The organism is Achromobacter sp. GD03932 (assembly GCF_029839485.1).
GTDB lineage: Bacteria > Pseudomonadota > Gammaproteobacteria > Burkholderiales > Burkholderiaceae_B > Achromobacter > Achromobacter bronchisepticus_A.
This window is the reverse complement of the sequence record NZ_JAOCAT010000008.1, coordinates 76,968-93,473: the sequence shown is the minus strand read 5'-3', so window position 1 is coordinate 93,473 and position 16,506 is coordinate 76,968. Positions and strand designations below refer to the sequence as shown.

The window sequence follows — 16,506 nt, the reverse complement described above, 5'->3', positions numbered from 1 at the left end:
CCGCCGACGCGGGCGGCGGGCAACGCAGTCTCCAAGGGGAAAAACATGATCAAGAAACAGATACTGGGCGGCGCGTTGTCCGTCGCGCTGGGCGCAGCGGCGTCCATGGGAGCGGCCCATGCCGCGGAACCGGTCAAGATCGGCTTCATCGCCACCTTGTCCACGCCGGCGGGCTACATCGGCGAAGACGAGCGCGATGCGTTCAACCTGGCCATCAAGCAGGGCGGCGGCAAGCTGGGCGGCGTGCCCGTGCAACTGGTGATCGAGGACGACGGCCTGAAGCCCGCCAACGCCAAGCAGGCGGCCGACCGCCTGCTGCAATCGGGCGTCAAGCTCTATACCGGCGTGAACTTCTCCAACGTGCTGGCGGCGGTCGTGCCCAGCGTGGTGAAGTCGGGCGCGTTCTACGTCAGCCTGAATCCCGGCCCGTCGAACTTCGCGGGCGAAAAGTGCGATCCCAATTACTTCGTGGCGTCCTACCAGAACGACGCCTTCCACACGGCCGGCGGCGTGGCGGCCAACGAACTGGGCTACAAGAAGGTCGTCCTGCTGGCGCCCAACTACCAGGCGGGCCGCGACGCCATCGAAGGCTTCAAGCGCACCTACAAGGGTGAGGTGGTCGCCGAGATCTACACCAAGCTCGACCAGTCGGACTTCTCGGTGGAGCTGGCGCGCCTGCGTTCGCTGGCGCCCGACGCCATCTATCAGTTCCATCCGGGCGGCACGGGCATCAACTTCGTCAAGCAGTACGCGGCGGCCGGGCTGAACAAGAGCATCCCGATGCTGATGCCCAGCTTCTCGATGGATGCGCGCATGATCCAGGCCACGGGCGACGCCTCGGCCGGCGCCTACATCACCGGCATCTGGTCGCAGGACTTCGACAACGCGCAATCCAAGGCCTTCGTGCAGGCGTTCAAGGACGCCTACGGCCGCGTGCCGACGGACTACGCCATGCAGGCCTACGACACCGCGCAGCTGATCGGCGCGGGCTTGAAGGCCACCGGCGGCGACCTGTCCAAGGCCGCGGACTTCCGCGCCGCGCTGCGCAAGCCTGAGTTCACGTCGCTGCGCGGCAAGTTCAGCATGAACACCAACCAGCATCCGATCCAGGATCTGTACCTGATGCGCATCGAGAAGGATAGCGACGGCAGCCTGTCGCCGAAGCTGGTCCGCAAGCTGGTGTCCGATGACAAGGACGCCTACGCGCAACTCTGCAAGATGCCGTCATGACGCTTCTGTTTGAACAGCTGCTCAACGGGCTGCAGTTCGGCGCCATGCTGTTCATGCTGGCGGCCGGACTGACGCTGATCTTCGGCATCATGGGCGTGGTCAACCTGACGCACGGGTCGTTCTACATGGTGGGGGCGTATTGCGCGGCCTACGCCATCGGCACCACCGGCTCGTTCCTGGCGGGCGTGCTGGCGGCGCTGCTGGGGGCGGGCCTGTATGGCATTTCCGTCGAAGTGGTGGTGATACGCAAGCTGTACAAGCGGGATCACCTCTACCAGGTGCTGGCCACCTTCGGCCTGCTGCTGTTCTCCAACGAAGCGGTCAGCCTGATCTTCGGCCGGCGTCCGCCGCTGGTGGGCATCCCAAGCTTCCTGGAAGGCGCGGTGACGCTGGCGCCGGGGTTCCAGTATCCGCTGATCCGCCTGTCGTTCATCGCCATAGGCGCGCTGGTGGCCGTGGGCCTGTGGTGGCTGGTCAACCGCACGCGCATCGGCATGCTGATCCGCGCGGGCGCCGACGACCGCGAGATGGTCGACGCGTTGGGCATAGACATCCGCAAGCTCTACACGCTGGTGTTTGGCTTGGGCGCCTTGCTTTGCGGCCTGGCCGGCGTGATGGCCGCGCCGCTGCTGGCGGTCGAAATCGGCATGGGCGAGCGCATCCTGATCACCACCTTCGTGGTCATCGTGATCGGCGGCGTGGGATCGGTGCGTGGCGCGTTGGCCGGCGCGCTGTTGGTGGGCATGGTGGACAGCCTGGGGCGTGCCTTCCTGCCCCAGCTGCTGTCGACGATGTTCTCGCCCGCCACCGCGGACCCGCTGGCGGCAGGCATGGCTTCCGCCAGCATCTATGTATTGATGGCGATCGTGCTGATTGCCAAGCCGGGTGGACTGTTCCCGGCGCGAGGATGAAGATGGCATACACACTTACGAACCGCGCCCGCTGGGGCCTGGCGGGTCTGGCGGTGCTGATCCTGCTGCCGGCCGCGGCGCTGGCCTCGGGCTCGCCGTTCCTGATCGGCGTGGTGACGCGCTTTCTGATCTACGGCCTGGCGGCGGTCAGCCTGGACCTGGTGATCGGCTATGGCGCCATGGTCAGTTTCGGCCATGCCATGTTCTTCGGGCTGGGCGGTTATGCGGTCGGCATCATTGCCTTCCATACTTCGGAAGCCGGTCCGATCTTCGGCTGGGCCGGCAGCAACGCCGCGCTGGTGGTGTGGCCGATAGCGCTCATCGTGTGCGCGCTGGCCGGCTGGCTGTTCGGCTATCTGGCGCTGCGCACGCGCGGCGTGCAGTTCATCATGATCACGTTGGCGTTCGGTCAGATGGTGTACTTCGTGCTGGTGTCGTTGCAGTTCTACGGCGGCGACGACGGCCTGATGATTCCGCAGCGCAATGAGCTGCCGGGCATCAATCTGGAAAGCCCCATGGTTTTCTACTACGTGTGCCTGGCGTTGCTGACCTTGTGGACGCTGCTGTGCATCCGCGTCACCAACTCGCGCTTCGGCATGGTGTTGCAGGCACTGCGCCAGAGCGAGCGGCGCGCCATCAACCTGGGCGTGGCGCCTACGCCGTACCGGCTCAGCGCCTTCGTGCTGTCGGCGGTGGGCACGGGGCTGGCCGGCGTGCTGTGGGCCAACTATGCCGGGCTGGTGACGCCCGACATGGCGGCCTGGACCAAGTCCGGGGAACTGATGGCCATCGTCATCCTGGGCGGCGTGGGCACCTTGCTCGGGCCGATCGCGGGTGCGGCGGTGTTCCTGGGGCTGGAGCAGATGCTGTCGTCGCTGACCGAGCACTGGCTGCTGTACATGGGACCGATCCTGGTGCTGGTGGTGTTGTGGGGCCAGAAGGGTCTGTTCGGAAAGCTGCTGGAGACGCGCCATGCCGACTGATGCAAGCGCGAGCCTGTTGCGCCTGACGCAGCTGCGCAAGGCCTTCGATGCGGTGGTGGCAACCAACGGCGTGGACCTCGATGTGCGCGCTGGCGAGATCCACGCCATCATCGGCCCGAACGGCGCGGGCAAGTCGACCCTGATCGCGCAGATCTGCGGCGAGATCCGGCCGGATTCCGGCACCATCCATCTGGACGGACAGGACGTGACCGGGCTGCGCGCCTTCGAGCGTGCGCGCCTGGGGCTGGGCCGCTCGTTCCAGATCACCGAGCTGTGCCAGGAGTACACCGCGCTGGAGAACGTGATCCTGTCGCGCATGCTCAAGGGCGGCCGCGCCTTCCAGGCCTGGTCCAACCCGCGCCATGATGCGGCGTTGAAGACCGAGGCCATGCAGTGGCTGAAGCATGTGGGGCTGGAGGACCGGCGCCACGTGCGTTCGGCGGACCTGGCGCACGGCGAGAAGCGGCAGCTGGAGCTGGCGGTTGCGCTGGCGCGTTCGCCGCGGTTGCTGCTGCTGGACGAACCCATGGCCGGCATGGGGCCCGAGGAATCGGCGCGCATGACGCGGCTCTTGCAAGGCATGAAGGGCGACTACGGCATCCTGCTGGTGGAACACGACATGGACGCGGTCTTCGCGCTGGCCGACCGCATCAGCGTGCTGGTCTATGGCCGCGTGGTGTTCAGCGGTTCGCCCGAGGAGGTGCGCCGCCATCCGGAGGTGCGCGCGGCGTATCTGGGAGAAGAACATGTTGAAGGTTGAAGGGCTGACTGGCGGCTACGGTTCCAGCAAGGTCCTGTTCGGCATGTCGTTCGAGGCCAGCGAAGGCGAGGTGATCTCGCTGATCGGGCGCAACGGCATGGGCAAGACCACCACGATCAAGACCCTGATGGGCATGCTGCCCGCCACCGGCGGCGCGGTGCAGTTCCGCGGCCAGACGCTGGGCCGTTCCGCGCCCAGCAGCGTGGCGCGCCTGGGGGTGGGGCTGGTGCCGGAGGGCCGGCGCGTGTTCGGTTCACTGACGGTGCAGGAAAATCTGGTGGCGACCTCGCGCGCCGCGCCGGGCGGATGGGACCTGGAGCGCGTCTACACGCTGTTCCCGCGCTTGAAAGAGCGCCGCGGGCAGTCATCGCGCACGCTATCGGGCGGTGAACAGCAGATGCTGGTGGTGGGGCGCGCGCTCATGACCAACCCCAAGCTCCTGATCCTGGACGAAGCCACCGAGGGGCTGGCGCCGCTGATCCGCCAGGAGATCTGGCGCTGCCTGCGGGCGCTGAAGGCCGAAGGCCAGACCATCCTGGTGATCGACAAAAACCTGCCCGAGATGGCGACGCTGGTCGACCGCCATTACATCGTGGACAAGGGCCGGGTAGCCTGGTCGGGGCGGCCCGCCGAGCTGTCCGCCCAGCCCGAGCTGGCGCAGCGTTACCTGGGTATTTGAGCAGGCCGCGCGGCCCTGGGGCGCGGGTAGAATGGGCCGCGCGCGGATACGCGCCCCGGCTGCAGACATCTGGAGACCATCTTGAAGCCTAGAATCAAAGCTTCCCGCCAGGACGATCCCGGATCGGACGGGAGCGCCGGCGTGGAGGAGATCACGCTGTCCGAGCAGGTCTACCGCCTGCTGCGGCGCGACATCATGCGCGGCGCCTTCGCGCCGGGCCAGTCCTTGCGGCTGGAACTGCTGAAGCAGCGCTACGGCAGCAGCTTCTCTCCCATCCGCGAAGCCCTCAACCGTCTGCGCAGCGAGCGCATGGTCATCAGCACCACGTCGCGCGGCTTCAGCATCGCGCCCTTGTCGGTCGAGGAAATGTGGGACGCCTGTGAAACCCGCATACTGATCGATTGCGACGCGCTGCGCCGCTCGCTGGCCAATGCCGACGACGCCTGGGAAACGCGCCTGGTCGGCGCGTACCATGCGTTGACGCTGGCCGCGCAGCGGGCCGAGGCCGCCGCCGAATCTTCGGAAGAACTGGACGAACTGCTGGAGGCGCGCCACCTGGAATTCCACCACGCGCTGATCGGCGCCTGCCGCTCCCATTGGCTGCTGGACCTGTCCACGCAGCTCTACGCGCAGACCGAGCGCTACCGCCGTCCGGCGCGCGCCGGTGCGACCGCCTACGGGCCGGAGCGCAACGTCGACGACGAACATCGCCAGCTGCTGGACGCCGCCGTTGCGCGCGACGTGGAAGGCTCGGTCGCCATGCTGGCCGCGCACTACCGCAAGACCGCGCAGTTCATCGAACGCATCATTTCCCAGCCCCAATCGCAGCCCACATCGCAGGCCAGGCATGCATAACACCGACATCGATCTCTTCTTTCCCACCATCGCCGAGCGCGAGGTGCAATACAACGCGCGCGAATCGGTGCCGGATTTCGACGCCTGCGTGCGCCGGTATGCCGAGTCCTCGGCGCGGGTGCGCACGCGCCGCCCCGGCGTGCTGGACCTGCGCTACGGCATGGGCCAGGACGAGCGGCTGGACCTGTTCCTGCCCGCCGCCTCGCAGGCGCCGGCGCCGCTGTTCGTGTTCATCCATGGCGGCTATTGGCGCGCGCAGCGCAAGGAAGACGCTCCGGTAATGGCCGAGGCCTTCAACGCCGCGGGCGCCGCGGTGGCTACCCTGGAATACACGTTGGTGCCCGAGGCCACCTTGGGCGAAGTGGTGCGCGAGGTGCGTTCCGCCGTGGCCTGGCTGTATCGCAACGTGGCGGCCTATGGCGTGGATCCCGAGAGGATCTACGTCAGCGGCAGCTCGGCGGGCGGCCATCTGGCCGGCATGCTGGTCGCGCCGGCGTGGCAGGCGCGCTACGGCGTGCCGGACGACGTGATCAAGGGCACGCTGGCGTTGAGCGGGCTGTTCGACCTGCGTCCGCTGTGCGACGTCCTGCCCAACACCTGGCTGCAGCTCACGCCCGAGCAAGCCGCGCATCAAAGCCCGATCTTCCATCTGCCGGAACGCGCAGGCCCGATGCTGCTGGCCGTGGGCGGGTTGGAGACCCAGGGCTTCAAGAACCAGACGGCGGCATACGAAGCAGCCTGGAATGCCGCAGGGCTGGCTTCCACCCGCATCCCGACGCCGCACTGCAACCATTTCGACCTGGTCAATGAGCTGGAAGATCTGGACAGCGATCTGACCCGCGCCACCCTGGCAATGATGGGGCTGGGCGCCAAGTGAAGGGCCGGCCGATGGCGTAAGCTTGACGCCCATGGCCGACCTGAAACTCCTTGAAGATCTGATTGCCCTGGCGCAGACCGGCAGCTTCGTGCGTGCGGCCGAGCTGCGCCACGTCACCCATCCTGCGTTCGGCCGGCGCATCCGCGCGCTGGAGGCCTGGGCCGGCGCGCCATTGATCGAACGTCAGCGCCTGCCCGTGGTCCTGACCGCCGAAGGCGAGGCCTTGCTCAAGACTGCGACGCAGGTGGTGGAGCAGATGGCGCAGGTGCGTCATCGCATCCGCAGTTTCGGCGCAGGCGGCGAGGCGGTGCTGCGCATCGCCACCGGCCGCAGCCTGGCCCGGACGCTGGTGGCCGACTGGATTGCGCGCCTGCGCCACCGCACGCCCAAGGTGTTGACCGAGGGCACGCAGGTCGAGCTGTCCACCGGCATGATGCAGGACATGGCGGCCCGGCTGGAGCAAGGCCGGGTGGACCTGTTGTGCTGCTATGAGCATCCGGCTCTGTCCGTGCAGCTGAGCCCAGGACGCTACCGCTACATGACCTTGGGCACCGACAAGCTCGTGCCCGTCAGTCAGGCGGATTCACGCGGCCGGCCCCGTTACGTGCTGCAGGAAGGCGGTCCGTCCGTGCCCTTGATCACCTATGCGGGCGGCCTGGCCATGGAGCGCATCGTGGGAGACCGCCTGGAGGCCACGCCCTACGCCCTGGCGCCATTTCTGCGCAGCGATTCGCTGGACGCGGCGCATGGCGCGGTCGCCAAGGGCCTGGGCGTGGCCTGGCTGCCCTGGTCCATGGTGGCGGCGGATTGCCGCCGCGGCGCGCTGGCCGCCCTGGGCGGCCGCAGCGAGGAAATCTCGTTCGAGGTGCGGCTGTACCGGTCGCGGGCGCGCCTGGCTGACCTGGCCGAAGCGGCCTGGGAAGCCACGGCCAGCCGCAAGGCCTGAAATCCGCTGGTCGCGCGCCAGGCGTGTGCCGAATCCGCACGGCAATGTGTCGATTCGGCACGAAATATCCCTGGTGTACGCCCGAGAATAGCTCCCGAAACATCAAATGAGACGGCGCCGCCGTCCGCCTCAGCACCCCAGGGAGAAAACATGAAATCCGTCCTGCATCCGTTGCGCGGCGCGCTAGCCGCTATCTGTGCCGTCTCTGCGCTGGCCGCGGCGTCTTCCGCCCACGCCGAGTATCCCGAACGCGCCATCTCGCTGGTGGTCGGCTACCCGGCGGGCGGCAGCGTGGACCTGACCGCGCGCCTGTTCGGCGAAGAGCTGGCCAAGCGCCTGGGCCAGAGCGTGGTGGTCGAGAACGTGGGCGGCGCCGGCGGCACCATCGGCGCGCAGCGCGTGGCGCGCGCCGCGCCCGACGGCTACACGCTGCTGCTGGGCTCCACCAATGAAATGGTCATCGCCAGCATGATCAACAATGCGGTCAAGTACGACAGCGTGAAGGACTTTTCGCCGTTGGGCGTGATTGCCTCGCAACCCATGCTGCTGGCCGCCAGCAAGAATTCGGGCGTGAAGACCGCCGCCGAGTATCTGCAGAAGCTGCGCGCCGCCGCGCCCGGCAGCTTCAACTACGGTTCTTCCGGCGTGGGCACGACCCTGCACCTGGCCGGCGAGATGATCAACCAGTCGACCGGCACGCGCGCCGAGCACGTGCCGTACCGCGGCGTGGCGCCGCTGGTGACGGACCTGATGAGCGGCCAGCTGGACTACGGCATGCTGGTGCTGTCCTCGGGCCTGCCGCAAGTGCGCGCCGACAAGATCGTGGCGCTGGGCGTGACCGAGAAGAAGCGTTCGCCGGTGGCGCCGGACCTGCCTGCCTTGGCTGAAACCCCGGGGTTCGAATCCGTGGACATCAGCGTCTGGTTCGCGCTCTATGGCCCGGCCGGCCTGCCGGAGCCGGTGGCGGCCAAGCTGCGCAGCGCGCTGGCCGAGACGCTGAAGTCGGAGCAGTTCCGCGCCAAGATGCAGGAAGCCGGCGGCGTGCTGTCGCAACCGGGCCTGGACCCGGCGGCCTATCAGGCCGAGGAAACCAGGAAGTACGGCGCGCTGGTCAAGGCCGCCAAGATCGAAGCCCAGTGATTCGAAACCGGATCATCGCAACACCCTAGCACCGCAGCGGACGACATCCATGGAATTCAAGCTTCCCGTACCCGACCTGAGCGCCGAGCGCGCCGGCAATACCGGCACCCCTGGCGTGTGGCATTTCGATTCAGGCCTGCCGGGGCGCGCGTTGATGCTGTCCGCGCTGGTGCACGGCAACGAGCTGTGCGGCGCCTGGGCCTTGAAGGACCTGCTGGCGGCGGGCCTGCGGCCGCGCCGCGGCAGCCTGACGCTGGCGTTCTGCAATCTCGATGCGTTCGACCGTTTCGACCATGCCAACCACGATGCGTCGCGCTTCGTCGCCGAGGACATGAACCGCGTCTGGAGCGCCGAGCGCCTGGACAACCCCACGACGCCGGACCGCCGGCGCGGCGCCGAACTGCGTCCCTGGGTGGAGCGCGCGGATTGGCTGCTGGACCTGCACTCCATGCATGAACCGGGCGCGCCTTTGCTGCTGACCGGCGTTCTGCCGCGCAACATCGCGCTGGCGCGCAGGCTGAAGGCGCCGCAGCACGTGATCGTGGACGCGGGCCACAAGGACGGCGTGCGCATGCGCGACTTCGGCCAGTTCGGCGATCCGGCCCGCGAAGACGCCTGCGCCTTGCTGATCGAATGCGGTTTCCATGGCGAGCTGGCTGCGCGCGACGTGGCGCGCGACATGGTGGCGCGCATGTTGCTGGAATCGGGCGTGGCGGATGCGGCGGACGTGCCGGCGGGCTGGCTGTTGCCGGATGCCGAAAACCAGCGCGTGCTGGAAGTGACGGACGCGGTGGTCGCGCCGTCCATGGACCTGCGCTTCTCGCAGCCCTGGACGGGCCTGGAGACGTTCGAGCGGGCCGGCTCGACGATAGGCTGGGCCGACGGCCAGCCCATCGTGACGCCGTACGATCAATGCACGCTGGTCATGCCGTCGTTGCGGCAGCTGAAGCCGGGCGTAACGGTGCTGCGGCTGGCACGCGATTACGCGGGATAGAGCGCCGCAGCGCGTCTTACTTCTGAGGCGTAAACCGCAGTTCGTCCAGTTGATAGCCCTGGGCCTTGGCCGCATCCAGGGCCTTGTCCAGTTCTTCCTTGGGCAGCTGCGGCGAGCGCGACAGGATCCACAGGTATTTCCGGTCCGGGGTCCCGACCACCGACCAGCGGTATTCGGGGTCCAGGCCGATGACCCAGTAATCGCCCTTGAACGGCTTGAAGAACGAGACTTCCAGCTTGGCGTTGTTGCTGCCTTCCACCACGTTGGCGGTGCCCGAGGCGGAATCGATGTCGCCATCCTTGGTGCGGCAGCGGTTGTTCACGCCGACCGTGCCGTCGGGATGCGCGGTGTATTCAGCGGTGGTGTCTCCCACGCAGTCGCGCTGGAAGAACATGGGGAAATTCGCGATCTCGTACCACATGCCTGCGTAACGCTTCAGGTCCACCGATTCCACGGTTTGCATGGGCGGCGGTGCGGCATGGACTACCCCCGCCACGCTGGTGGCCAAGGCCAACAGGAATGTTGCGGTGCGGCGCATGGGGAAAACCTCCTGGTGTGACAGAGCGGTCCGCGCCGGCCGGCAGGCGGTCGGCGCGGATCAAAACCCTAACGATACGCCTTATTTGCGCGGGGCCTTCAGCGCGGCGTGGTAGCGGGCCACATAGGTATCGAAATCCTCGGTGTCCGATTGCTCCAGGCGCAGCTGTTCCGCCGTGGATTGCGCGGCGGCCTGTGCATAGGCTGCCGCCAGGTCGGCGGGCAAGGCCTGGGCGCGCAGCGCGTCGGCATGCTTGCGGCTGAGGTCCAGCGAATAGTCATGGAACGACAGGCCGCTGTCGGTCAGCGAAGCCAGCAGGCGCGCCGACGGCGTGGAGTCGGGCTGGTCGAGCTTGGCGCGCTGGGCCGCCAGGGCCTCGGCATAGGCGCTGCCGCCCAGGGCGGAGTCGAACAGCGCGGCGTATGGCGCGATCTGGTCCAGCAGTTCGTGGCCCCATTGCGCCAGGCCGATGGGCTGGCCTTCGCGGTCCAGCGTCAGGCCGGGCTTGCGGCCTTCCTTGACGACGGTCGAGAAGTTGTCGGCGCTGCGCTGACAGTAGCCGTTGGCGGGGAAGAAGGGGCTGTCGGACGCGGTGCAGAACAGCAGGAAGGCGTCGACGAAGCGGCTGGTGCTGGCGTCGATGCCGACCGGCGAGTTCGGGTCGATATCCAGGCAGCGTACTTCGACGTACTGCACGCCGCGTTCGGCCAGCGCCGTGATCGGGCGTTCGCAGCGGCCGGTGGCGCGCTTGGGGCGGATGCTCGAGTAGTACTCGTTTTCGATCTGCAGCACGTTGGTGTTGAGCTGGATCCATTCGCCGTCGCGGTGGGTGCCGATCTTCTGGTAGTCGGGCCAGGGCTGGGTAACGGCGTCGTACAAGCGGCCCAGGAACGTGTCCAGGTCGTTGTAGCAGAGCTTGAGCTGCGACTGCGCCTTGTTCTGGTAGCCCAGGTCGCTCATGCGCAGGCTGGTGGCATAGGGCAGGTACAGCGTGCTGTCATCCAGCTTTTTCAGCGGATGTTCGCGCCCGCGCAGGAAGTCGCTGGACAAGGCCGGGGCGGCGCCGAACAGGTACATCAGCAGCCAGGAATAGCGCGTGAAATTGCGGATCAGGCCGATGTAGCCGCGCGAACGCCGGTCCTGGGGGCTACCGGGCTGCGTGTCCAGCACGGACCACAGGTCTTCGGCCAGCGAGAAGTTGTAGTGCACGCCGGCGATGCATTGCATGGTCTTGCCGTAGCGCACGGCCAGGCCGCGGCGGTACACGTGCTTGAGCATGCCGGTGTTGGACTTGCCGTACCAGGCGATGGGGATGTCCGCTTCGGGCGGCAGCGTGGCGGGCATGGACTGGTTCCAGATCAGTTCATGGTCCAGCACGCTGTAGACGTGGCGATGGGTGTTGGTCAGTTCGGCTAGTAGCGCGTCGACGTCCTTGTGCGTGCCCGTGATGAGTTCGAGCAGGGATTCGGAGTAGTCGGTGGTGACGTGTTCGTTGGTCAGCGCGGATCCCAGGCCGGCGGGGTGCGGCTTGCGGGACAGGACACCTTGTTCGTCCACGCGCAGGCCTTCCTTTTCGATGCCCCGCAGGGTCTGGGTCAGCAGCGATCGGTTGGCCTCCAGGCGGGAGAGGCGGTTGGCGGCAGTATCAGTCACGGGTTCTTCTCGTTTGGGTCTGTCGCCGGATTTTACGGGGTGCCGGCCTCCTGTGCCGAGGGAGTCAATACTGGGGACAGGGACAATGCCTGGGCGGTGCGCGCCAGCCACTCGTCCAGGTCGGCGTAGACCGGGTCGGCGATGGGGGCGGTTTCATTGAAAATCTCGTGCCAGGCGGTGTCGTACCAGCGCAGGGTCAGCAGTTCGGCGGGGGCGCGCTGGGCGAACTGCCGGCTGCCTTCGGCAGCGACGATGGAGTCGTCGCCCGCCACCATCAGCAGGGTGCGGCAGGCCAGCAGCGGGGCTTCTCGCAGGGACTCGCGGCCGCCTTCGTCCACGAAGCGCGCCAGGCGTCCCGTCATTTGGCGCCGCACCAGCGGATCGCTACGGTAGGCCTTGACCACGGCCGGGTCGTGGGAAATGCGGGCGGGCGCCAGGCCATGGGGCACGCGCAGGTCGGGCGCATGCAGCGACATCCAGGTCAAGGTGCGCCGCACCCACGGCGGTACATGCACCACGAAGGGCGGGGAACTGAGCGCCAGGCCGTCGATCTCGGCCAGGCGGCGCAGGGCGATCCGTACCGCGACCAGGGCGCCCAGGCTGTGGCCCAGCAGGATGGGCGGGCGTCCGTGCGCCGCGGTCCAGGCCCGCAGGCGATCGACCGCATCGACGACCAGATCGTCTTCGCGGCTCAGGGTCGCGGGCCGGCCGCCGGAGCGGCCATGGCCGCGGTGGTCGTGGGCGCCCACCGTCCAGCCGCGCGCGGTCAGCCAGCGCGCCAGGCGGTCATAGCGCCCGGCATGCTCGCTAAGTCCGTGCAGCAGGTAGATACTGGGGGTGCCCAGGCCGGCGATCGGCGGGGGCACATTGGGCGCGGCTGGCCACACATAGTTGGCCAGTGGCGTGCCGTCGGGCGCGGGGGTCATCGAAATCGGCGACAATTTCTGGCTTCCTCGAAATGAATAGACAGTCCAGGTCCTCGGGTAATGACGATTTCATCGCTGTTTCGTTTCATGTTCAAGAAAGCCGGCGCGATTGTCGCGCTGGCCCTGCTGATCACGGCCTGCTCGCCCAGTTACAACTGGCGCGAAGTCGACGTGGCCGACGGCCACGCGCGCGCGGCGTTTCCGGACCGGGTCACGACCGATACCCGCGACCTGAAGCTGGATACCCATACCCTGCGTTTTACCCTGGCCAGCGCGACCGTGGGCGAGGCGGTCTTTGCGGTGGGGTCGGCGCCGCTGCCGCCCGACATCGCGAAGGATCCGGCCGCCAGGCAGGCGCTGGGCATGGCGCTGATGCATTCGCTCTACGCCAACATGCAGTCGCCGCCGCCCAACGAATGGCCTGCCTATGGGCAGGACATCGAAGTCCAGGGCAAGGCCATGGGCAAGCCGGGCTGGCTGCGCGCCAGGGTCTGGGTGACCGACACCATGTTGATCGAGGCCGTGGCAGCCGGCACCGTGGAAAGCCTGCCGGCCGAGCGGGCGCATGAATTCCTGCGTTCCGTCGTCATCAAGCCGTGACGGGCGCGATCAGGCCCAGTCTCAATGCCGCGACCACCGCGGCGCGCCGGCCGCGCACGCCGAGCTTTTCGCAGGCGTTGCACAGATGGAAATTCACGGTGCTTTCACTGACGCCCAGGATGCGGGCGGTTTCCCAGCTGGTCTTGCCCATGGCGGCCCAGTGCAGGCAACTGGCCTGGCGTTCCGACAGGGGTTTGATGGGCCGGGCCGGACTTGGCCCTGCATCCACGGTTGAATTTGCGGCCGGGTTCGTGGCCGCGTTTTTGGCCGCGTTTGTGGCGAGATGCGGGGACGTGGCGGAAAGGGCGGTGGCTGGCATGGCGGTGGGGGGCAAAAGCCTGGCGATTGACGAGTTGCCCCATGCTGCCGCCCCGGCAGGCCGTCCGGCAAGCGATGATGCCTTCACGCATCAAACCTCTTATCTCTAACGGAATAAGCGCATGTCCGCCGTCGTGCAGTTCTACTTTTCATCGATCGTGCTGATGCTGCCTTTGCTCTTCTGCGCAGGCATAGGGGTGTACTGGGGCAAGCGGGACCTGCCGTTCGGCGGCTCCTTCATCACCATGCTGGTGACCTCGGTGACCACGCCCGCCCTGGTGTTCCACACATTCGTCACCACCCACCTGGACGACCGCGCGCTGGCCGACGTGGCGGTGGCGACGCTGCTGGCGCTGCTGCTGTGCGCCTTGGTGTGCGCGCTGCTGCTCAAGGCATGGAAGCTGCCGGTGCGCACGCTGTTGCCCACGGCCTTCCTGCCCAATGCCGGCAACCTTGGCTTGCCGATTTCGCAGATGGCTTTTGGCGACGCCGGCCTGTCGGTGGCGGTCGCGTTCTTCGCCGTCAGTTCCTTTGTCATGCATACCATTGCGGTGCGCCTGTTGCCGGGCGTGAACACCAAGGGCAGCTGGAAGAGTCCGATTTTGCTGGCCTCCCTGGTCGCCGTGGCCCTGCGCCTCATGCACGTGCCGGTGCCCGCATGGCTGATCGAGACCTCGCGCATGCTGGGCGCGGTGACCGTGCCGCTGATGCTGCTGAGCCTGGGCCACGCGCTGGCCTTGATCCCGTCCAACGGCCTGCGCGACGGCGCCAAGGTCGCCGCCATCCGCCTGGCCGTGGGCCTGGGAGCGGGGCTGGCGGTGGTGTGGGCGCTGGATCTGGAGCCGGTGCTGGCCGGGGCGCTGAGCCTGCAGATGGCCATGCCTTGCGCGGTGGTGAGCTACATGTACGTCAAGCGCTATACGACGCAGGGCGATACCGCGGCGGGCGCGGTGCTGGTGTCGACCGTGGCGTTCCTGCTGCTGGCGCCGGTGATACTTTGGTTCAGCCGCGGGGCTTGAGCCCGGCAATTGTCGCGACGCTGTCGCGACAATTGCGATGGCCGCAAGTCCAGACGCTTGCGTGCTTCGTACCCGGCGCCCGCTGAGCTTGAGTTACGCCGCGCCCGACATCGCGCGCAACTGCGCCATCAACGCATCGGGAATCTCCACGCCGTGCTTGAGCGCTTCGTCGCGCAGTTTGCGGCGGCGGTCGCCCGGCAGGCGTACGCCTTCGTCTTCCAGCATGGCATCAACCAGGACTTCGACGCGGTCCAGATAGGCGTTGTTGCCCGCCAGGGCGCCTGGGTCGACCGCCATGAAGGCCTGACCCAGCCGCGCCGGGCCGCCTTCGTCGACGAAGAACGATTCGGTTTCGAAGCCGAAGTGCGAACCGGTCAGTGCGCAAGCCAGCAGTTCGACGATCAGCGCCAGCATTGCGCCCTTGACGCCGCCCGCGGGCAGCATGCTGCCCGCCAGGCCGGCCTTGGGGTCGGTGGTGGGCTGGCCGTCGGCGTCCAGCGCCCAGCCCAGGGGGATGGGCTGGTTGTCGCGGGCCGCGATCATGAGCTTGCCGCGCGCGACCTGCGACAGCGACAGGTCGATCACCAGCCGGGCGCCGCCGCGCCGTGGAAAGACGGCGGCGATGGGGTTGGTGCCGAAGAGCGGGCGCTTGCCGCCCCAGGCGGGCATGGCGGCGGGCGAGTTGCTCAGCGCCAGCCCCACCAGCCCGAGGTCGGCCAGGGCTTCGAGGTGGTAGCCGGCTTCGCCGAAGTGGTGGCTGTTGGCCACGCCGATGAAGGCCACGCCATGCTCGCGGGCGCGCAGGCCGGCCTGTTCGATCGCCATGGCGCAGGCGGGAAAGGCCAGCCCGGAGCCGGCATCGATCAGCGCGGCGCCGCCGCGCTCATGCACGATGCGCGGCACCGCCGTACCGATGGCGCGGCCGGCGCGCAGGTGCCCGGCATAGAAAGGCACGCGCGACAGGCCATGGGAGCTGAGCCCCTGGCTTTCGGCGAAGACCAGCGCGCGCGCCGTGGTGTCGGCCATGGCCGGGTTGGCGCCCGCGGCGGCCAGGCCTGCCGCTGCCAGATGTTGCAATTCGTCCAGATAGATGTGAGCCATATCCTTCTCTTCATGGGCTTGCGCCGGGCCGTGTGGCTTCATCGGTCGCCGCCCGTAAGCGCCATTGTCACCCCGGCGGCCACCATGTCGGAAACGCGGGTGTTGGCTTCTTGCGTCAGGCCGGCGATATGCGGCGTCAGGATCAGGTTGGGCGCGCCCGCCAGCGGGCTGCCGGCGGGCAGGGGTTCAGCTTCGAACACGTCGAGCGCCGCGCCGCGCAGATGGCCCGTGCGCAGCGCATCCGCCAGCGCGGCTTCGTCCACGATGCCGCCGCGCGAGGTGTTGATCAGCACGGCGCCCGGTCGCATGTGCGCGATGCGGCCGGCATCCATCAGCCGCCGCGTGCCGGGCGTGAGCGGCAGGTGCAGCGTGACGGCATCAGCCTGGGCCAGCAGCTCGTCCAGCGTCATGGGGGCGACGCCGGTTTCCCGCCAGGCGGGATGGTCCGGCGGCAGCGCCGCGTCGCAGCCCGCCACGCGCATGCCCAGCGCCTGCGCCAGGCTTGCGGTCAGCCGGCCGATGCCGCCGAAGCCCACGATGCCCAGCATGCGGCCGTGCGCTTCCAGTCCCTGCGAAAGCGCGTTGCGCGGCCATGCGCCCGCCGCGACCTCGGCCGTCGACGCATAGGCGCCGCGCAGCAGCATCAGCATGGCGCCCACGACGTACTCGGCGACGGCGCGCGCATTGGCGCCGGTGGCCGGTATGACCGCGATGTTGCGCGCGGCGCAGGCGTCCAGGTCGATGTTGTCCAGCCCCACGCCCAGGCGGCCGACGGCCCGCAGCCGCGGGGCCGCCTGCAGCAGGGCGGCGTTCACCTGGCTGCGGTTGCGCACGATGAGCGCGTCGGCCTCGGCCGCCGCGGCCAGCAAGGCCTCGCGCTGCTCCACCAGTTCAGGCTCGTACCGCACCTTGAAGCGCCGGCGCAGCGCGTCGACCGCGGGCGCGTCCATGAACTCGGAAATGAGGATATGCATCG

Annotated in this window: 18 protein-coding genes; 12 read left to right on the top strand and 6 right to left on the bottom strand. The window is 68.0% G+C overall.

Translation table 11 applies throughout. The features are described from left to right. Positions 1 to 45 precede the first annotated feature (45 nt). The 10 genes from N5C88_RS09775 (at position 46) to N5C88_RS09730 (ending at position 9,375) form a co-directional block, all read left to right on the top strand. Positions 46 to 1,230, top strand: a complete 1,185-nt coding sequence (locus N5C88_RS09775) for an ABC transporter substrate-binding protein (protein WP_059377414.1) — start codon at positions 46 to 48, stop codon at positions 1,228 to 1,230. After that, positions 1,227 to 2,141, top strand: coding sequence for a branched-chain amino acid ABC transporter permease (locus N5C88_RS09770; RefSeq protein WP_054455060.1), 915 nt, complete (start codon positions 1,227 to 1,229; stop codon positions 2,139 to 2,141). Before N5C88_RS09775 ends, N5C88_RS09770 begins: the two co-directional genes overlap by 4 nt. Further along, entirely contained in the window at positions 2,138 to 3,124 is a 987-nt protein-coding gene (locus N5C88_RS09765) for a branched-chain amino acid ABC transporter permease (protein WP_059377416.1), read from the top strand. Before N5C88_RS09770 ends, N5C88_RS09765 begins: the two co-directional genes overlap by 4 nt. Beyond that, positions 3,114 to 3,884, top strand: a complete 771-nt coding sequence (locus N5C88_RS09760) for an ABC transporter ATP-binding protein (protein ID WP_118933451.1) — start codon at positions 3,114 to 3,116, stop codon at positions 3,882 to 3,884. Before N5C88_RS09765 ends, N5C88_RS09760 begins: the two co-directional genes overlap by 11 nt. Further along, a complete protein-coding gene (locus N5C88_RS09755; protein WP_118933469.1) occupies positions 3,871 to 4,563 on the top strand; it encodes an ABC transporter ATP-binding protein in 693 nt (230 codons plus the stop codon). Before N5C88_RS09760 ends, N5C88_RS09755 begins: the two co-directional genes overlap by 14 nt. An 81-nt stretch (positions 4,564 to 4,644) precedes the next feature. Then, a complete protein-coding gene (locus tag N5C88_RS09750; RefSeq protein ID WP_280015242.1) occupies positions 4,645 to 5,418 on the top strand; it encodes an FCD domain-containing protein in 774 nt (257 codons plus the stop codon). Then, positions 5,411 to 6,295: an alpha/beta hydrolase gene (locus N5C88_RS09745; RefSeq protein ID WP_118933453.1), complete on the top strand. Its 885-nt coding sequence runs from the start codon at positions 5,411 to 5,413 to the stop codon at positions 6,293 to 6,295. Before N5C88_RS09750 ends, N5C88_RS09745 begins: the two co-directional genes overlap by 8 nt. A 31-nt stretch (positions 6,296 to 6,326) precedes the next feature. Further along, positions 6,327 to 7,241, top strand: a complete 915-nt coding sequence (locus N5C88_RS09740) for a LysR family transcriptional regulator (RefSeq protein ID WP_059377426.1) — start codon at positions 6,327 to 6,329, stop codon at positions 7,239 to 7,241. Between the two features lie 150 nt (positions 7,242 to 7,391). After that, positions 7,392 to 8,381 (top strand): tripartite tricarboxylate transporter substrate binding protein, encoded by a 990-nt coding sequence (locus tag N5C88_RS09735; protein WP_059377429.1) that lies wholly within the window; start codon positions 7,392 to 7,394, stop codon positions 8,379 to 8,381. 49 nt (positions 8,382 to 8,430) lie between these two features. Further along, positions 8,431 to 9,375: a succinylglutamate desuccinylase/aspartoacylase family protein gene (locus N5C88_RS09730; protein WP_059377431.1), complete on the top strand. Its 945-nt coding sequence runs from the start codon at positions 8,431 to 8,433 to the stop codon at positions 9,373 to 9,375. Positions 9,376 to 9,391: 16 nt separating this feature from the next. On the opposite strand, the gene N5C88_RS09725 is transcribed toward N5C88_RS09730, so the two are convergent. From N5C88_RS09725 to N5C88_RS09715, 3 genes are all read right to left on the bottom strand, one after another. Next, complete coding sequence (locus tag N5C88_RS09725; protein ID WP_059377434.1) at positions 9,392 to 9,913, bottom strand: lipocalin family protein; 522 nt, start codon at positions 9,911 to 9,913, stop codon at positions 9,392 to 9,394. Positions 9,914 to 9,994: 81 nt separating this feature from the next. Next, a complete protein-coding gene (gene gshA / locus N5C88_RS09720; RefSeq protein WP_280015241.1) occupies positions 9,995 to 11,566 on the bottom strand; it encodes a glutamate--cysteine ligase in 1,572 nt (523 codons plus the stop codon). Between the two features lie 32 nt (positions 11,567 to 11,598). After that, complete coding sequence (locus N5C88_RS09715) at positions 11,599 to 12,492, bottom strand: alpha/beta hydrolase (RefSeq protein WP_059377438.1); 894 nt, start codon at positions 12,490 to 12,492, stop codon at positions 11,599 to 11,601. Positions 12,493 to 12,552: 60 nt separating this feature from the next. On the opposite strand from N5C88_RS09715, the gene N5C88_RS09710 reads away from it, so the two are divergent. Beyond that, complete coding sequence (locus N5C88_RS09710) at positions 12,553 to 13,092, top strand: hypothetical protein (RefSeq protein WP_059377439.1); 540 nt, start codon at positions 12,553 to 12,555, stop codon at positions 13,090 to 13,092. Here N5C88_RS09710 and N5C88_RS09705 read toward each other — a convergent pair. Then, the gene (locus N5C88_RS09705) at positions 13,082 to 13,321 is read right to left on the bottom strand and encodes a helix-turn-helix transcriptional regulator (RefSeq protein ID WP_118933458.1); all 240 of its coding nucleotides are present in this window, start codon (positions 13,319 to 13,321) and stop codon (positions 13,082 to 13,084) included. The two genes, N5C88_RS09710 and N5C88_RS09705, sit on opposite strands and share 11 nt — an antisense overlap. 211 nt (positions 13,322 to 13,532) lie before the next feature. Between N5C88_RS09705 and N5C88_RS09700 the strand changes: the two genes are divergently transcribed. Further along, complete coding sequence (locus N5C88_RS09700) at positions 13,533 to 14,429, top strand: AEC family transporter (RefSeq protein WP_059377444.1); 897 nt, start codon at positions 13,533 to 13,535, stop codon at positions 14,427 to 14,429. A gap of 93 nt (positions 14,430 to 14,522) precedes the next feature. Here the strand turns inward: N5C88_RS09700 and N5C88_RS09695 are convergent, their stop codons facing one another. Both N5C88_RS09695 and N5C88_RS09690 read right to left on the bottom strand, forming a co-directional pair. Beyond that, complete coding sequence (locus tag N5C88_RS09695; protein ID WP_280015240.1) at positions 14,523 to 15,530, bottom strand: Ldh family oxidoreductase; 1,008 nt, start codon at positions 15,528 to 15,530, stop codon at positions 14,523 to 14,525. Positions 15,531 to 15,568: 38 nt separating this feature from the next. Beyond that, positions 15,569 to 16,504, bottom strand: a complete 936-nt coding sequence (locus tag N5C88_RS09690; protein ID WP_280015239.1) for a hydroxyacid dehydrogenase — start codon at positions 16,502 to 16,504, stop codon at positions 15,569 to 15,571. Between the last annotated feature and the right edge of the window lie 2 nt (positions 16,505 to 16,506).

Coding starts and splice junctions, on each gene's coding strand:
- N5C88_RS09700 (WP_059377444.1), top strand. CDS start 13,533: ATGTCCGCCGTCGTGCAGTTCTACTTTTCATCGATCGTGCTGATGCTG.
- N5C88_RS09755 (WP_118933469.1), top strand. CDS start 3,871: ATGTTGAAGGTTGAAGGGCTGACTGGCGGCTACGGTTCCAGCAAGGTC.
- N5C88_RS09770 (WP_054455060.1), top strand. CDS start 1,227: ATGACGCTTCTGTTTGAACAGCTGCTCAACGGGCTGCAGTTCGGCGCC.
- N5C88_RS09735 (WP_059377429.1), top strand. CDS start 7,392: ATGAAATCCGTCCTGCATCCGTTGCGCGGCGCGCTAGCCGCTATCTGT.
- N5C88_RS09765 (WP_059377416.1), top strand. CDS start 2,138: ATGAAGATGGCATACACACTTACGAACCGCGCCCGCTGGGGCCTGGCG.
- N5C88_RS09775 (WP_059377414.1), top strand. CDS start 46: ATGATCAAGAAACAGATACTGGGCGGCGCGTTGTCCGTCGCGCTGGGC.
- N5C88_RS09695 (WP_280015240.1), bottom strand. CDS start 15,530: ATGGCTCACATCTATCTGGACGAATTGCAACATCTGGCAGCGGCAGGC.
- N5C88_RS09760 (WP_118933451.1), top strand. CDS start 3,114: ATGCCGACTGATGCAAGCGCGAGCCTGTTGCGCCTGACGCAGCTGCGC.
- N5C88_RS09730 (WP_059377431.1), top strand. CDS start 8,431: ATGGAATTCAAGCTTCCCGTACCCGACCTGAGCGCCGAGCGCGCCGGC.
- N5C88_RS09740 (WP_059377426.1), top strand. CDS start 6,327: ATGGCCGACCTGAAACTCCTTGAAGATCTGATTGCCCTGGCGCAGACC.
- N5C88_RS09710 (WP_059377439.1), top strand. CDS start 12,553: ATGACGATTTCATCGCTGTTTCGTTTCATGTTCAAGAAAGCCGGCGCG.
- N5C88_RS09715 (WP_059377438.1), bottom strand. CDS start 12,492: ATGACCCCCGCGCCCGACGGCACGCCACTGGCCAACTATGTGTGGCCA.
- N5C88_RS09745 (WP_118933453.1), top strand. CDS start 5,411: ATGCATAACACCGACATCGATCTCTTCTTTCCCACCATCGCCGAGCGC.
- N5C88_RS09690 (WP_280015239.1), bottom strand. CDS start 16,504: ATGCATATCCTCATTTCCGAGTTCATGGACGCGCCCGCGGTCGACGCG.
- N5C88_RS09725 (WP_059377434.1), bottom strand. CDS start 9,913: ATGCGCCGCACCGCAACATTCCTGTTGGCCTTGGCCACCAGCGTGGCG.